13 protein-coding genes and 1 pseudogene are annotated in these 15,907 nt (G+C 72.4%); 11 read left to right on the forward strand and 3 right to left on the reverse strand.

Features of this window, described 5'->3' with window-relative positions; all coding sequences use genetic code 11:
• The 3 genes and pseudogenes from G3I40_RS23170 to G3I40_RS23180 all read left to right on the forward strand — a co-directional run.
• A pseudogene (locus tag G3I40_RS23170) lies at window positions 1-462 on the forward strand (ATP-binding protein); the annotation flags it as partial.
• Between the two features lie 206 nt (window positions 463-668).
• Window positions 669-1,022 carry a nucleotide pyrophosphohydrolase gene (locus tag G3I40_RS23175; RefSeq protein WP_164304060.1) on the forward strand — a complete coding sequence of 118 codons (354 nt, stop codon included), beginning with the start codon at window positions 669-671 and terminating at the stop codon, window positions 1,020-1,022.
• A gap of 172 nt (window positions 1,023-1,194) precedes the next feature.
• Window positions 1,195-1,686: a DUF6099 family protein gene (locus G3I40_RS23180; RefSeq protein WP_164304048.1), complete on the forward strand. Its 492-nt coding sequence runs from the start codon at window positions 1,195-1,197 to the stop codon at window positions 1,684-1,686.
• 78 nt (window positions 1,687-1,764) lie between these two features.
• Here the strand turns inward: G3I40_RS23180 and G3I40_RS23185 are convergent, their stop codons facing one another.
• Complete coding sequence (locus G3I40_RS23185) at window positions 1,765-1,953, reverse strand: hypothetical protein (RefSeq protein WP_164304049.1); 189 nt, start codon at window positions 1,951-1,953, stop codon at window positions 1,765-1,767.
• Window positions 1,954-2,201: 248 nt separating this feature from the next.
• Between G3I40_RS23185 and G3I40_RS23190 the strand changes: the two genes are divergently transcribed.
• The 6 genes from G3I40_RS23190 to G3I40_RS23215 all read left to right on the forward strand — a co-directional run bounded on the left by G3I40_RS23190 (window position 2,202) and on the right by G3I40_RS23215 (window position 11,328).
• A complete protein-coding gene (locus tag G3I40_RS23190) occupies window positions 2,202-3,122 on the forward strand; it encodes an LLM class F420-dependent oxidoreductase (RefSeq protein ID WP_164304050.1) in 921 nt (306 codons plus the stop codon).
• 116 nt (window positions 3,123-3,238) lie between these two features.
• The gene (locus tag G3I40_RS23195) at window positions 3,239-4,741 is read left to right on the forward strand and encodes a 3' terminal RNA ribose 2'-O-methyltransferase Hen1 (RefSeq protein WP_164304051.1); all 1,503 of its coding nucleotides are present in this window, start codon (window positions 3,239-3,241) and stop codon (window positions 4,739-4,741) included.
• Window positions 4,738-7,302, forward strand: a complete 2,565-nt coding sequence (locus G3I40_RS23200) for a polynucleotide kinase-phosphatase (protein WP_164304052.1) — start codon at window positions 4,738-4,740, stop codon at window positions 7,300-7,302. Before G3I40_RS23195 ends, G3I40_RS23200 begins: the two co-directional genes overlap by 4 nt.
• A gap of 124 nt (window positions 7,303-7,426) precedes the next feature.
• A complete protein-coding gene (locus G3I40_RS23205; RefSeq protein WP_164304053.1) occupies window positions 7,427-8,653 on the forward strand; it encodes an arginine deiminase in 1,227 nt (408 codons plus the stop codon).
• A gap of 82 nt (window positions 8,654-8,735) precedes the next feature.
• Entirely contained in the window at window positions 8,736-9,752 is a 1,017-nt protein-coding gene (gene argF / locus G3I40_RS23210; RefSeq protein ID WP_164304054.1) for an ornithine carbamoyltransferase, read from the forward strand.
• Window positions 9,753-9,870: 118 nt separating this feature from the next.
• On the forward strand, window positions 9,871-11,328 hold the full coding sequence (locus G3I40_RS23215; protein ID WP_164304055.1) for an amino acid permease: 1,458 nt from the start codon (window positions 9,871-9,873) through the stop codon (window positions 11,326-11,328).
• Here the strand turns inward: G3I40_RS23215 and G3I40_RS23220 are convergent.
• Window positions 11,285-11,737 carry an ATP-binding protein gene (locus tag G3I40_RS23220; RefSeq protein WP_239091903.1) on the reverse strand — a complete coding sequence of 151 codons (453 nt, stop codon included), beginning with the start codon at window positions 11,735-11,737 and terminating at the stop codon, window positions 11,285-11,287. The genes G3I40_RS23215 and G3I40_RS23220 overlap by 44 nt on opposite strands.
• A 306-nt stretch (window positions 11,738-12,043) precedes the next feature.
• Here G3I40_RS23220 and G3I40_RS23225 point away from each other — a divergent pair, with 306 nt between their 5' ends.
• Both G3I40_RS23225 and G3I40_RS23230 read left to right on the forward strand, forming a co-directional pair.
• The gene (locus G3I40_RS23225; RefSeq protein WP_164304057.1) at window positions 12,044-12,874 is read left to right on the forward strand and encodes an enoyl-CoA hydratase family protein; all 831 of its coding nucleotides are present in this window, start codon (window positions 12,044-12,046) and stop codon (window positions 12,872-12,874) included.
• A 7-nt stretch (window positions 12,875-12,881) separates the two neighbouring features.
• Window positions 12,882-15,200 (forward strand): bifunctional salicylyl-CoA 5-hydroxylase/oxidoreductase, encoded by a 2,319-nt coding sequence (locus tag G3I40_RS23230; RefSeq protein ID WP_164304058.1) that lies wholly within the window; start codon window positions 12,882-12,884, stop codon window positions 15,198-15,200.
• Between the two features lie 88 nt (window positions 15,201-15,288).
• On the opposite strand, the gene G3I40_RS23235 is transcribed toward G3I40_RS23230, so the two are convergent.
• Window positions 15,289-15,907 (reverse strand): PaaX family transcriptional regulator C-terminal domain-containing protein (locus tag G3I40_RS23235; RefSeq protein WP_164304059.1); only part of this gene is annotated, 619 nt, incomplete at its 5' end.

Genomic DNA, 15,907 nt, shown 5'->3' on the forward strand with positions numbered 1-15,907 from the left:
CTGCGCCGCACCCGCACCGAGTGCGCCCACCGCCACGCCCTCTTCGTCGCCGCGGCCCGGGCGGGTCTCGCGGGACCGGTGGCCGATGTCCTCGCCGAACAGGCGCCGGACGGTGCCGTACGCGCCGTCGTCGACCGCGGGGACGGGCCGCGCACCCCGGTCGAGCGGCTCGGGGACGGCGAGTTGAGGTACCTGGCGCTCGCCCTCGTGCTGCTCACCGGGCCGGGCATCCTGGAGGTGGACGCGGCGGCCGAGGTACCCGCGGCGTACCAGAGCCTCACGGTCCTCGCGGACGGTCTCGACCGGGGCCTCGACCCCGTCCAGAGCGCCGAACTCACCGCACTGGCCGCCCGGATGTGCGCCCGCGGGCACATCCGGCTGGTCGCGGCGGTGGGCGAGGCAGGCCCCGCGGACGAGGCGGCACGGGCGCACGGCGCGACGGTGGTAGACCTGGGGCCGTGACAGACGGAACCGACGACACGACCGGCACGACCGGCACGACCGATGCGACCGATGCGACCGATGCGCCCGAGATGACTGAGGCGACCGAGGTGACCGAGCCGGAGGGCGCGGGCGGCGCGACCGATAGGACGGGCGCCAGAGGCACCACGGGCGCTCCAGGCACTGCGGGTACGACCGGCACTGCGGGTATGGACGGCACCGCGGGTATGGCCGGCACTACGGGTACGGTCGCCACGCCCCTCGACGTGGCGACCCTGCAGACCCGGCTCGCGCACTTCGCCGCCTCCCGCCGCTGGGAGCCCTTCCACACCCCGAAGAACCTCGCGATGGCGCTCAGCGTCGAGGCCTCCGAACTGGTCGAGATCTTCCAGTGGCTGACCCCGGAGCAGGCGGCCCGGGTGATGGACGACCCGGAGTCGGCGCACCGCGTCGAGGACGAGGTGGCCGACGTCCTCGCGTACCTGCTGCAGCTGTGTGAGGTGCTCGGGATCGACGCGCTGGCCGCGCTCGCGGCGAAGATCGACCGGAACGAGAGCCGCTTTCCGGCCCCGGGTGCCTGAAACCGCCGTCGCGGGGGTCGCGGCATCGCCGATTGTCACTCTCCGGAGTCATTGAGATATCCACATCGGCCTTGGTGTCCACAGATTTCGGGCTTCCTCTGGCTTTTCGTCTCGCAGGCCCTCACTCTGGGTAGTGGACAAGGGAGTTCAGGCGGTACGGACGGGGACGCGGATGGATGCGGTGCGGCTCATCGGGGTCGGCCGACGGGCCCTGGCGCAGAGCCAGGACGCGCCGGACATCATGAGGGAGGCGTGGCAGGCACAAGCACTGGCACTGGCGATCGGCAGTCGGCTCGCTATGCAGGGGCCGCCTGAGTTACGGGGTGAGGCGCGCGCCCTGACAGAGGCGGGGACGCGCGGCAGCGGCGGTTCGGCGGTCCCGATCGTGGGGGCCGGCGGCATACGCGCGGCGCAGCTGACCGAACTGGGCGATGTGCGCGAGGCGTTGGTCGGCCTCGGCGTCCTGCTCGGCGACGTCGGCATCGCGCTCGTCGCGGTGGCGAGCGCGTCCTTCGAGGAGGGGGCCTATTGGCAGTGCATGGAAGCGATCGACGCGGCGGACGAGTCCCGGGACCGCGTCCTGGAGATACTGCGGCGGCTGCCGGAGTGGGACGGCCGGCTGCGCAGACCGGAGAGGGAGCCGGGCTCGGACTCGGCGGCCTGAGCGGCAGTGTGTGCGCCGGTGCGCGCTCCCGGCACGGGGTGGGGGAGCGCAGCGGCCCGTCGGCGAGGGCTGCGGGTGTCAGACGTCCTCGGCGGGCGGTCGCGCGGTGCCCGGGGGCTGTTGGAGGTCGGCGTCGAGCTGCGACAGATCGGCGTTGAGCGCCGCCATCAGCTCCTCCATCTGCTGCAGCAGGCCCTTCGGCGCCCCCTGCTGCTCCGGCACGGTGGTCTCGTGCACGGCCTGTTCGGGCACGGCTTCCTGGGACATGACGGCCTCCTCGGCCCTTGCCTTCCCGCGAGGGGAGGGGCAGTTGACGCAAGTGACGCCCGGCAGCGACCGCCGGCGCGGGTGCCGGGCGGTCCGGCACCGCCCGAGCCAACGATCACGCGCCGCGCCGGGTCACTGGGGAGGTCCGCCCCCGCACGCCGCGTTGACGCATTTTCACCCGACCGTGGGGGCGGGGGACCGGCGGGACCAGTGGGGTTGACGCACGTTCGAGCGTGCAGGATGGAGGCATGGATCTGCGAATCTTCACGGAGCCCCAGCAAGGGGCCACCTACGACACGTTGCTGACCGTTGCCAAGGCCACCGAGGACCTCGGTTTCGACGCCTTCTTCCGGTCGGACCACTACCTGCGCATGGGCTCGTCCGACGGGCTGCCGGGCCCCACGGACGCCTGGGTCACGCTCGCCGGGCTCGCCCGCGAGACCAAGCGGATCAGGCTCGGCACGCTGATGACCGCGGGCACCTTCCGGCTGCCCGGTGTGCTCGCGATCCAGGTGGCACAGGTCGACCAGATGTCGGGCGGCCGGGTCGAGCTGGGCCTGGGCGCGGGCTGGTTCGAGGAGGAGCACAAGGCGTACGGGATCCCGTTCCCGAAGGAGAAGTTCGCCCGGCTCGAGGAGCAGCTGGCGATCGTCACCGGACTGTGGTCCACCGAGGTCGGCTCCACGTTCGACTTCGACGGCACGTACTACCAGCTCGCCGACTCCCCGGCGCTGCCCAAGCCGGCGCAGGCCAAGGTGCCGGTGCTGATCGGTGGCCACGGGGCGACGCGGACGCCGCGGCTCGCCGCGCAGTTCGCCGACGAGTTCAACATCCCGTTCGCCTCGATCGAGGACAGCGAGCGGCAGTTCGGCCGGGTACGGGCGGCGGCCGAGCAGGCCGGGCGTGCGGGCGACGACCTCGTGTACTCGAACGCGCACGTGGTGTGTGTCGGCAGGGACGACGACGAGGTGAAGCGCCGTGCCGAGGCGATCGGGCGGGACGTCGAGGAGCTGAAGGCCAACGGGCTCGCGGGTTCCCCGGCCGAGGTGGTCGACAAGCTGGGCCGGTACGCGGCGATCGGTTCGCAGCGCGTCTACCTCCAGGTCCTCGACCTCGACGACCTCGACCACCTGGAGCTGATCTCCTCGCAGGTGCAGTCGCAGCTGTAGGGCACCGCCGTACACGGCGGCAGGGGCCGACGTCCCGGGAGAGCGGGCCGTCGGTCCCGGCCGGGCGCGGCGAAACTCGCTGGCCAGGGCCCCGGCAGCGGGGGAGACTCGGCCTTGTGTTTCTGACGATCAGCACCACCGGCACTCCGGAACGCCCCGCGACCGACCTCGGGTTCCTGCTGCACAAGCATCCCGAGAACGCGCAGGCGTTCTCCACCTCCTACGGCACCGCCCACGTCCTCTACCCCGAGGCGAGCGCGGAGCGCTGCACGGCTGCGCTGCTCCTGGAGATCGATCCGGTGGCGCTGGTCCGGCGCGGCAAGGGCAAGGGCCGCGGGGGCGCCCCGGACGCGGCGCTCGCGCAGTATGTGAACGACCGGCCCTACGCCGCGTCGTCCCTGCTCGCCGTCGCCCTGAGCAGCGTCTTCTCCAGTGCGCTGCGCGGGGTCTGCAAGGCCCGACCCGAGCGCGCCGAGCAGGCCATGCCGCTGCGCGTCGAGGTGCCCGCGCTGCCCGCGCGGGGCGGGCCCGACCTCGTACGGAAGCTGTTCGAGCCGCTCGGCTGGACGGTCGGGGCCGAGCCGGTGCCGCTGGACGAGGAGTTCCCCGAGTGGGGGGCCTCGCGCTATGTGCGGCTCGTCCTGGAGGGCGAGTTGCGGCTCGCGCAGGCGCTGCGGCACCTGTACGTGCTGCTGCCGGTCCTGGACGACGCCAAGCACTACTGGGTCTCCGCGGACGAGGTCGACAAGCTGCTGCGCGCGGGCGAGGGCTGGCTGGCCGGGCACCCCGAGCAGAAGCTGATCACCAGCCGGTACCTCTCGCGGCGCTGGTCGCTGACCCGGCAGGCGCAGGAGCGGCTGGAGCTGGTGCGGCTCGCGGACGCCGACGACACGGACGTCGAGGAGATCGACAACGCCGTGGACGAGGCCAACGACACCGAGGAGAAGCCGGTGGCGCTCGCCGTGCGGCGGCGCGAGGCGATCCTCGCCGCGCTGCACGGCGCCGGCGCGGCCCGGGTGCTCGATCTCGGCTGCGGGCAGGGCCAGTTGGTGCAGGAGCTGCTTAAGGACGTGCGGTTCACCGAGATCGTGGGCGTCGACGTGTCCGTGCGCGCGCTCACCATCGCCTCCCGGCGGCTCAAGCTGGACCGGCTGGGCGAGCGGCAGGCGGCGCGCGTGCGGCTCTTCCAGGGTTCGCTCGCGTACACCGACAAGCGGCTCAAGGGATACGACGCGGCGGTGCTGAGCGAGGTCATCGAGCACCTCGACCTGCCGCGGCTGCCCGCGCTCGAGTACGCGGTGTTCGGCTCGGCGCGGCCCCGCACGGTCCTCGTGACCACGCCGAACGTCGAGTACAACGTGCGCTGGGAGACACTGCCCGTCGGACATGCCCGGCACGGCGACCACCGGTTCGAGTGGAGCCGCGCGGAGTTCCGCGACTGGGCGCGGCGCGTGGCGGGACGGCACGGCTACGAGGTGCGGTACGTGCCCGTCGGGCCCGACGACCCCGAGGTGGGGCCGCCCACGCAGATGGCCGTGTTCACCCTGACCGACCCGGACACCACGACCACGACCATGACCACGACGGCCGAGAAGAAGAAGGAGGTGGAGGCCGCATGAGCGTCGCCACGGAGACCGTGCGGGACAGCAGCGGGCGGACGCTGGCCGTCACCGACCTCGCGCTCGTCGTCCTGGTCGGCGCGTCCGGCTCGGGCAAGTCCACCTTCGCGCACGCCCACTTCAAGCCCACCGAGGTCCTGTCCAGCGACTTCTGCCGCGGCCTGGTGGCCGACGACGAGAACGACCAGGGCGCGAGCCGGGACGCCTTCGAGGTGCTGCACTACATCGCGGGCAAGCGGCTCGCCGCGGGACGCCTGACCGTCGTGGACGCCACGAACGTGCAGCAGGACGGCCGCCGCCAGCTGATCGAACTGGCGCGGAAGTTCGACGTGCTGCCGATCGCGATCGTGCTCGACGTGCCGGAGGACGTGTGCGCCGCACGGAACGCGGCGCGCACCGACCGCGCCGACATGCCGCGCCGCGTCATCACCCGCCACACCCGCGAACTGCGCCGCTCCCTGCGGCACTTGGAGCGCGAAGGCTTTCGCAAGGTGCACGTCCTGCGGGGCGTGGAGGAGGTCCAGGGCGCGCGCGTCGTGCGCGAGAAGCGGTTCAACGACCTCACGCACCTGACCGGGCCGTTCGACATCATCGGCGACATCCACGGCTGCGCGAGCGAACTGGAGTCCCTGCTCGGTGCGTTGGGCTACGAGGACGGGGTGCACCCGGAGGGGCGCACCGCCGTGTTCGTCGGCGACCTCGTCGACCGCGGGCCCGACACCCCGGGCGTGCTGCGCCGCGTCATGGGCATGGTGCGGTCCGGCACGGCGCTGTGCGTGCCCGGCAACCACGAGAACAAGCTGGGGCGCTACCTCAAGGGCAGGAAGGTGCAGCACACGCACGGACTCGCCGAGACCGTCGAGCAGTTGGACCGGGAGAGCGAGGAGTTCCGGGACGAGGTGCGGCAGTTCGTCGACGGCCTCGTGAGTCACTACGTCCTCGACGGCGGCAACCTCGTCGTGTGCCACGCCGGGCTGCCCGAGAAGTACCACGGACGGACCTCGGGCCGGGTGCGCTCGCACGCGCTGTACGGGGACACGACCGGGGAGACCGACGAGTTCGGGCTGCCCGTGCGTTACCCGTGGGCGGAGGACTACCGCGGCAGGGCGGCCGTGGTCTACGGGCACACTCCGGTGCCGACGGCGACCTGGCTCAACAACACGATCTGCCTCGACACCGGCGCGGTGTTCGGCGGGAAGCTCACCGCGCTGCGCTGGCCGGAGCGCGAACTCGTCGACGTACCGGCGGAGCGGGTCTGGTACGAGCCGGCCAGGCCGCTGGCGTCCGAGGCGCCCGGCGGGCACGAGGGCCGGCCCCTGGACCTCGCCGACGTCCACGGCCGCCGGACCGTGGAGACCCGGCACTCGGGCCGCGTCACCGTGCGCGAGGAGAACGCGGCGGCCGCGCTGGAGGTCATGAGCCGGTTCGCGGTCGACCCGCGCCTGGTGCCGTACCTGCCGCCGACGATGGCGCCGGCCGCCACGTCGGCGCAGGAGGGCTATCTGGAGCACCCGGCGGAGGCGTTCGCGCAGTACGCCGCCGACGGGGTGGCCCGCGTCGTGTGCGAGGAGAAGCACATGGGTTCGCGGGCCGTGGCCCTGCTGTGCAAGGACGCCGACGTCGCCCGCGAGCGGTTCGGCGTGGAGGACGGCTCGGTGACGGGCGCGCTCTACACCCGTACCGGGCGCCCCTTCTTCGGCAGCACCGAGACGACGGAGGAGGTGCTCGGCCGGGTCCGGGAGGCCGCGACCGCGGCCGGCCTGTGGGACGAGTTGGAGACCGACTGGCTGCTGCTCGACGCCGAGTTGATGCCGTGGTCGCTGAAGGCGTCCGGGCTGCTGCGCTCCCAGTACGCGGCGGTGGGCGCGGCCTCCGGTGCCGCGTTCCCCGCGGTGCTGGGCGCGCTGGAGTCGGCGGCCGCACGCGGCGTCGACGTCGGCGGGCTGCTGGAGCGACAGCGCGGGCGGGCCACCGACGCGGCCGCGTTCACGGACGCGTACCGGCGCTACTGCTGGACGACCGACGGGCTGGACGGGGTGCGGCTCGCGCCCTTCCAGATCCTCGCCGCGCAGGGCCGCTCGCTGGCCGCCCTGCCGCACGACGAGCAGCTCGCGCTCATCGACCGGATGGTCGGGCACGACGGGAGCGGGCTGCTGCAGACGACGCGGCGGCTCTATGTCGACACGGCGGACCCGGAGTCGGTACGGGCGGGCGTCGACTGGTGGCTGGAGATGACCGGGCGCGGCGGCGAGGGCATGGTCGTCAAGCCCGTCGGGGCGCTGGTGCGCGACGGGAAGGGACGGCTCGTGCAGCCCGGCATCAAGTGCCGTGGGCGCGAGTACCTCCGGATCATCTACGGCCCCGAGTACACGCGCCCGGAGAACCTGGCGCAGTTGCGTCAGCGCTTCCTCGGGCACAAGCGGTCGCTGGCGATCCGCGAGTACGGGCTGGGGCTGGAGGCCCTCGACCGGCTGGGCGGCGGGGAGCCGTTGTGGCGGGTGCACGAGGCGGTGTTCGGGGTGCTGGCGCTGGAGTCGGAGCCGGTCGACCCGCGGCTGTGAGGCCCGGGCCCGGCCCCTCGTGGGTGCGGGCGGCCGGTGGTTCCCGTGCGGCTCGGCCGCACGGGAACGCGGCCCCGCGCTCCTTCCGGGCGCATGACCCCTGCGGTGGGGGAAGGATGGGCCCATGGGATTCCACGTCGACTCCGAGGCCGGGCGGCTGCGCCGGGTCATCCTGCACCGGCCCGATCTGGAGCTGAAGAGGCTCACGCCCAGCAACAAGGACCAGCTCCTCTTCGACGACGTGCTGTGGGTGCGGCGCGCCCGGCAGGAGCACGACGGGTTCGCCGACGTGCTGCGCGACCGGGGCGTCGTCGTGCACCTCTTCGGCGATCTGCTCACCGAGACCCTGCAGGTCGGCGAGGCCCGTGCGCTCGTGCTCGACCGGGTCTTCGACGAGAAGGAGTACGGCCCGCTGGCCACGGGTCCGCTGCGGGACGCCTTCGAGACGCTGCCGGCGCCGGAGCTGGCCCAGGCGCTCATCGGCGGAATGACCAAGCGGGAGTTCCTGGACGGGCACGCCGAGCCGACGTCGGTGAAGTTCCACGCCATGGAGCTGGACGACTTCCTGCTCGGGCCGCTGCCCAACCACCTGTTCACCCGGGACACCTCGGCGTGGATCCACGACGGGGTCTCCATCAACGCCATGCGGTGGCCGGCCCGGCAGCGCGAGACCGTGCACTTCGAGGCGATCTACCGTCACCACCCCCTCTTCCGGGAACAGGACTTCCACGTGTGGTCCGAGGGGCAGGCCGACTACCCGTCCACGATCGAGGGCGGGGACGTGCTCGTCATCGGGCAGGGCGCGGTGCTCATCGGGATGAGCGAGCGCACCACCCCGCAGGCCGTGGAGATGCTCGCGCACAAGCTGTTCGCGGCGGGTTCGGCGCGGACCATCGTCGCGCTCGACATGCCGAAGCGGCGGGCCTTCATGCATCTGGACACCGTGATGACGATGGTCGACGGGGACACGTTCACGCAGTACGCGGGGCTCGGCATGCTGCGCTCGTACACCATCGAACCGGGCACGTCCGCACGGGAGTTGAAGGTCACCGACCATCCGCCGGAGCACATGCACCGGGCGATCGCCGCCGCCCTCGGGCTCAGCGGGATCCGGGTGCTGACCGCCACCCAGGACGTGCACGCCGCCGAGCGGGAGCAGTGGGACGACGGCTGCAACGTGCTGGCCGTGGAGCCCGGGGTCGTGGTCGCGTACGAGCGGAACGCGACCACGAACACGCATCTGCGCAAGCAGGGCATCGAGGTGATCGAGATCCCGGGCAGCGAGCTGGGCCGGGGGCGGGGCGGGCCGCGCTGCATGAGCTGTCCGGTGGAGCGCGATCCGGTGATGTGACCCGGCCGACTGAATAGAAATGTGGGGGTTCGTATAGACTTCCAGAGTTCACGTTCCGCCCGTCGTATCCCAGGAGCGCCCCATGGCGACAGTCCAGCGTCCCGACCTCACCGGCCGCCACTTCCTCAAGGAGGCGGACCTCACGGCCGAGGAGTTCCGCGGCCTGGTCGACCTGGCCGCCGAGCTGAAGGCCGCCAAGAAGGCGGGGACCGAGACGCAGCACCTGCGCGGGAAGAACGTCGCGTTGATCTTCGAGAAGTCCTCGACGCGGACCCGCTGCTCCTTCGAGGTCGCGGCCGCCGACCAGGGCGCCTCGACGACGTACATAGACCCGGCCGGTTCCCACATCGGCAAGAAGGAGTCGAGCAAGGACACGGCCCGCGTCCTCGGCCGGATGTTCGACGCCCTCGAGTTCCGGGGGGACGCGCAGGAGACGGTCGAGACGCTCGCCGAGTTCGCCGGCGTGCCCGTCTACAACGGCCTCACCGATGACTGGCACCCCACCCAGATGCTCGCCGACGTGCTCACCATGACCGAGCACAGCGACAAGCCGCTGGAGGAGATCACCTTCGCGTACCTGGGCGACGCCCGGTTCAACATGGGCAACTCCTACCTCGTCACCGGCGCCCTGCTCGGCATGGACGTCCGCATCGTCGCGCCCGAGGCCTACTGGCCCGCCGACGAGGTCGTCGCGCGGGCGCGCGAGCTGGCCGCCGCGAGCGGGGCCCGCATCACGCTCACCGAGTCCGTCGAGGAGGGCGTCGCGGGCGCCGACTTCGTCGTCACCGACGTCTGGGTGTCGATGGGCGAGCCGGAGGAGGTCTGGGACGAGCGCATCAGGTCGCTCACGCCCTACGCCGTGACCATGGACGTCCTGCGCGCCACGGGCAACGCGGACGTGAAGTTCCTGCACTGCCTGCCCGCCTTCCACGACCTGGGCACCAAGGTCGGCCGCGAGATCCACGAGAAGTACGGCCTGGAGTCCCTCGAGGTGACCGACGAGGTCTTCGAGTCGGCGCACTCCGTCGTCTTCGACGAGGCCGAGAACCGGATGCACACGATCAAGGCCATCATGGTCGCCACGCTCGGCCAGAAGTAACAAACAGCGCAGAACACCCATAACCGTTCAAACTGGTGGGGCCGGAACACCTTCTCCGGCCCCACCGGCACGCGGCCCACCCCCGCCGCACCGCACCATCAGAAAAGAGCACCACCCCATGTCGCCGTCGCCGACCCCCACCGGCCTGCGCATCAAGTCGCCCGAGACCCTCATCGCCGAATCCGGCGCCGACCTGGAGGGGCACGGCCTGAAGCGCACCATGGGGCTCTTCCAGCTCGTGGGCTTCGGCGTCGGCGCGATCGTCGGCACCGGCATCTTCGTCGGCCTGTCCGACACGGTCGCCGAGGCCGGCCCGGCCGTCATCGTCTCCTTCGTCCTCGCCGCGGTCACCTGCATCTTCACGGCGTTCTCGTTCGCCGAGCTGGGCGGCGCGATCCCGGTCTCCGGCTCCTCGTACTCCTTCGCCTACGCGACCCTCGGTGAGCGCGTCGCGTTCCTCGTCGGCTGGTGTCTGCTCCTGGAGTACGGCATCTCGGTCTCGGCCGTCGCCGTCGGCTGGAGCCAGTACCTGAACGAGCTGCTGAACAGCCTCTTCGGCGCGCAGCTCCCGCAGTCGCTGTCCGCAGGACCCGGCGACGGGGGCGTCATCAACCTGCCCGCCGTGATCGTCATGCTGATGGCCGCCACGCTGCTGGTGCGCGGCATCCGGGAGAGCGCGCGGGCCACCGCCGCCATGGCCATCCTCAAGATCGGCATCCTGATCGCGTTCTGCGTCATCGGCTTCAGCGCCTTCAAGGCGGGCAATCTGACGCCGTTCATGGCCGAGGGCGTCGGCGGCATCACCTCGGGCGCCTCGCTCGCCTTCTTCTCGTACATCGGCTTCGACGCGATCACCACGGCCGGCGAGGAGGTCAAGAACCCGCGGCGGAACATCCCGATCGCGATCATGATCTGCATCGGCATCGTCACGCTGCTGTACTGCGCCGTGGCCGTCGCGGCGATCGGCGCGCTCGGCGCGGACGCGGTCGGCGACAAGCCCGCGGCGCTCTCCCTCGTCGTCGACCAGGTCACCGACTCCACCGTCGGCGGCGGCATCATCGCCTTCGGCGCGGTCGTCGCCATCGCCTCCGTCGTGCTCGCGGTGATGTACGGGCAGACCCGCATCCTGATGTCGATGTCCCGCGACGGGCTGATCCCGCGGATCTTCGAGCGGGTCTCCCCGAGGACGTCGACGCCGGTCGCCAACACCTGGATCGTCGCGCTCGTCTTCGCGGTCCCGGCGGCCTTCTCCTCGCTCGACGTCGTGGTCAACCTGACCACCATCGGCACGCTCGCCACCATGGCCGTCGTCAACGTCGCCGTGGTCGCCCTGCGCCGCTCGCACCCCGGCCTGACGCGCTCGTTCCGGGTGCCGCTGTACCCGCTCAGCCCGGTCCTCGGGGTCGCGATGTGCCTGTATCTGATCTGGGGGACGGGCTGGACGACGTGGGTCCAGTTCGCGGTGTTCCTCGTCGTGGGCGCCCTGGTCTACGCGTGCTACGGGCGCCGGAACTCGCGGCTCGACGAGGGCGCTACTCCGAGGCCGGACGCTGGCGCGGCACCGCGGGAAGGGTGAACCACACCGCCTTGCCGGATTCGGTGGGGCGGTGCCCGCACGAGGCGCTGAGCGTGCGGATGAGCAGCAGGCCGCGGCCGTGCTCCTGCCAGGGGTCGGGCTCCTCGGGGTCGTCCGGGGTGGTGAGGTTCGCGGGCGGCGCCGGGTCCGGGTCGTGCACCTCGACCTGGCAGCCCGTCTCCAGGAGCTCCACGACCAGCTCGATCGGGGAGTCACCCGTCGTGTGCTCCACGGCGTTGGCCACCAGCTCCGCGGTGAGCAGCTCGGCGGTGTCGGTGTCGGCCGCCGGGGACTCGAGCTCGTTCAGGGCCGTGCGCACCAGGGCGCGCGCGACCGGCACGGCGGCAGCCGTGTGCGGCAGGGCTATGCGCCACGACGTGGGCGAGGGGCGACCGGAGGGGTGCGGCAAGGCAGGTCCTGAGTGGCGGCTCGGCAACGGGACGGCGGACGTCACGAAGCGGGCCGTCCTGCGTTCAACCTTAGGAATGGTACGGCGTGCGCCGATAGAGCCTCCCGGTGGTGTTCCTCGGGACATTGGGCCCTATGGGCCGATCCGGTCCTTATGCCGGATCGTCGCGGGGGCCGAGTGCCCGGGTGCCGACCAGGTTATCGCGCTCTGCTGACGACAGTCACGAAGCGGTGATAACTTCGAAGGGCAGACGCCGCGAAACTCCCGCCCGAGCCTGTCCGACAGTCCGTAGGAGGCCGCACGCGCATGAGTCCCTTCACCGGCTCCGCCCCCCGCACCGAGACCTGGCGCCATCTGTCCTGCGCCGTGGACGCGCGCGGCGTCGCGACCGTCACGCTCGCCCGGCCCGAGAAGCTCAACGCCCTCACCTTCGGCGCCTACGCCGATCTGCGCGACCTGCTCGCCGAGCTGGCCCGCGAGCGGTCCGTACGCGCCCTCGTCCTGACCGGCGGGGGCCGCGGCTTCTGCTCCGGCGGCGACGTCGACGAGATCATCGGCGCCACCCTGTCCATGGACACCGCCCAGCTGCTCGACTTCAACCGGATGACGGGGCAGGTGGTGCGGGCCGTCCGGGAGGCGCCCTTCCCGGTGATCGCCGCCGTGCACGGGGTCGCGGCGGGCGCGGGCGCCGTGCTCGCCCTCGCCGCCGACTTCCGCGTCGCCGACCCGAGCGCCCGTTTCGCGTTCCTGTTCACCAAGGTCGGCCTGTCCGGCGGCGACATGGGCGCGGCCTACCTGCTGCCGCGCGTCGTCGGCCTCGGACACGCCACCCGGCTGCTCATGCTCGGCGACCCCGTCCGCGCCCCCGAGGCCGAACGGATCGGCCTGATCAGCGAGTTGACCGACGAGGGCAAGGCCGACGAGGCGGCGTTCGCCCTCGCCGGGCGGCTCGCCGACGGGCCCGCTCTCGCCCACGCGCAGACCAAGGCACTGCTCACGGCCGAGCTCGACATGCCACTCGCGGCGGCCGTCGAGATGGACGCCGCGACCCAGGCGCTGCTCATGAACGGCGAGGACTACGCCGAGTTCCACGCGTCCTTCACCGAGAAGCGCCCGCCCAAGTGGCAGGGGAGGTGAGCCGCGGATGACCGCACGCGCCCAGCGCATCGCCGTGATCGGCGGGGGACCCGGCGGCCTGTATGCGGCCGCGCTCCTCAAGCGCCTCGACCCGCACCGCGAGATCACGCTCTGGGAGCGGAACGCCCCGCACGACACCTTCGGCTTCGGCGTCGTCCTGTCCGACGAGACCCTCGGCGGCATCGAGCACGCCGACCCGGTCGTCTACGCGGCGCTGCAGGACGAGTTCGTGCGCTGGGACGACATCGACGTGGTCCACCGGGGCGTGCGCCACACCTCGGGCGGCCACGGCTTCGCGGCACTGGGCCGCCGCCGTCTCCTGGAGATCCTGGAGGACCGGTGCCGCCGGCTCGGCGTCACCCTGCGCTTCCGTACCGAGGCGCCGCCGGTCGCCGAGCTCTGCGCCGCGTACGACCTGGTGATCGCCGCCGACGGTGTGCACAGCCGCACTCGCGAGACGTACGCCGACGCGTTCCGCCCGCGGATCGAGGAACACCGCAACCGGTACATCTGGCTCGCCGCCGACTTCGCCTTCGAGGCGTTCCGCTTCGACATCGCGCAGACCGAGCACGGGGTCATGCAACTGCACGGCTACCCCTTCGCCCGCCCGTCGCCCTCCGGCTCGCCCCGTTCCACCGGCGAGTCGACCGTCATCGTCGAGATGCGGGAGGAGGTCTGGCGCAAGGCCGGGCTCGCGGACATGGAGGTGCGCGAGTCGATCGAATACTGCGCCAAGGTCTTCGCCGACGCGCTCGGCGGACGCGCGCTGCGCACCAACAACTCCTCCTGGCTCAGCTTCCGCACCGTCGTCAACGACCGCTGGTCGCACGGCAATTGCGTACTGATCGGGGATGCCGCGCACACCGCGCACTTCTCCATCGGCTCCGGCACCAAGCTCGCCGTCGAGGACGCGCTCGCGCTCGCCGCGTGTCTGCACGAGCACCCCACGACCGACGCGGCGCTGACGGCGTACGAGGCGGAGCGCCGGCCCGTCGTCGCCTCCACGCAGCGCGCCGCGCGGGCCAGCCTGGAGTGGTTCGAGGACCTGGAGCGCCATCTCGACCAGCCGCCACGGCAGTTCGCGTTCAACCTGCTCACCCGCAGCCGCCGCGTCACGCACGAGAACCTGCGGCTGCGCGACGCCCACTTCACCGAGGCGGTGGAGCGCGAGTTCGGGTGCCCGGAGGGTACGCCGCCGATGTTCACGCCGTTCACGCTGCGCGGCCTCACGCTCAGGAACCGGGTCGTCGTCTCCCCGATGGACATGTACTCGGCACAGGAGGGCGTTCCCGGCGACTTCCACCTCGTCCACCTGGGCGCGCGGGCCCTGGGCGGCGCGGGCCTGGTCATGACGGAGATGGTCTGCGTCAGCCCCGAGGGTCGCATCACCCCGGGCTGCGCCGGCCTCTACACCCCCGAACAGGGCGCGGCCTGGCAGCGGATCACCGAGTTCGTGCACACGCGGGCACCCGGCACGGCGATCGGCCTCCAGCTCGGGCACTCCGGCCGCAAGGGATCGACCCGGCTGATGTGGGAGGGCATGGACGAGCCGCTGCCGGCGCCGGACGACAACTGGCCGCTGGTCGCGGCGTCCGCCCTCCCGTACAAGCCGGGGAGCCAGACCCCGAGAGAGCTCACGGTCCCCGAACTGGCGGAGATCCGCGAGGAGTTCACCGCGGCGGCGTGGCGGGCCGCGCGCGCCGGGTTCGATCTGCTGGAACTGCACTGCGCGCACGGCTACTTGCTGTCCGGGTTCCTGTCGCCGCTGACGAACCTGCGTACCGATGCGTACGGGGGCTCGCTGGAGGGGCGGATGAAGTTCCCCCTGGAGGTGTTCGACGCCGTGCGCGGCGTGTGGCCCGAGGACCGTCCGATGACCGTGCGGATCTCCGCGACGGACTGGGCGCGGGGCGGCACGAGCGCCGAGGACGCGGTGGCGACGGCGCGGGCGTTCGCCGCGCACGGCGCCGACGCGATCGACGTGTCCACGGGCCAGGTCGTGGCGCAGGAGCGCCCCGCGTTCGGACGCTCCTACCAGGTGCCGTACGCGGACCGGATCCGCGGCGAGGCCGGGGTGCCGGTGATCTCGGTCGGGGCGATCTCGTCGTGGGACGACGTCAACTCGCTGGTCCTGGCGGGCCGCACGGATCTGTGCGCGTTGGCGCGGCCGCATCTGTACGACCCGAACTGGACGCTGCACGCCGCCGCCGAGCAGGGGTACACGGGGCCCGGGGTGGTCTGGCCCGAGCCCTACCGTGCGGGGGGCCGGCGGCCCCAGACGGGCCGCCTCGACGCGCCCAAGCCGCGCCTGTCCCTGCCCGGGTGAGACGTCCTCACCGTCGCCTCGTCCACCGGGCCGGTGTGCGGTGGGCGGGCCCCCGCCTACGCGTCCGGCACCATCCCCGCGGCACGCGTCATCCGGCGTTCACGAACCGGGCGCCCGCCTCGTGCAGCCGCTCGTGCAGCGCGCCGAAGACCTTCGCCGAGCGCACCCCCGGCCACCCCGGAGGCAGCAGCGCGGAGGGCAGCCCCGGATCCGCGTAAGGAAGGTGCCGCCACGAGTCGAGCGCCAGCAGGTAGTCGCGGTACGCCTCCTGCGGCGGGGTGTCGGGCCGCGCCTCCCAGGCGCGGAGCACCGGCGCGTGCTCGTCGAGGAACGTCTCGTACAGCGTGGCCAGGGACGTCAGGTCCCACCAGCGGGCGACCGCGTCGGCCGTCGGCGCGAAGCCCAGGTGCTCGCCGCGGAACAGGTCCACGTACCCGGCGCAGCCGATCCGCTCCAGCGTGTGCCGCGCCTCCTCGTACAGCCCGGCCGGGGCGAGCCACACCCCGGGCGCGGCGGTGCCGAAGCCGAGGCCGGCGAGGGTGGAGCGCAGCACGTGCCGCTTGGCCCGCTCCGACTCGGGCACGGAGAACACGGCGAGCACCCAGCCGCCCGTCTCGTCGGGCGGCCCGTAGATGCGCCGGTCGCCGTCGTCGAGGAGCTGGCGCGCGTCGTCGGAGAGCGCGTACCCGGCGGCCCCCGAGGCGCTG

The sequence above is a fragment of the Streptomyces sp. SID14478 genome, assembly GCF_010548525.1.
Taxonomy (GTDB): domain Bacteria; phylum Actinomycetota; class Actinomycetes; order Streptomycetales; family Streptomycetaceae; genus Streptomyces.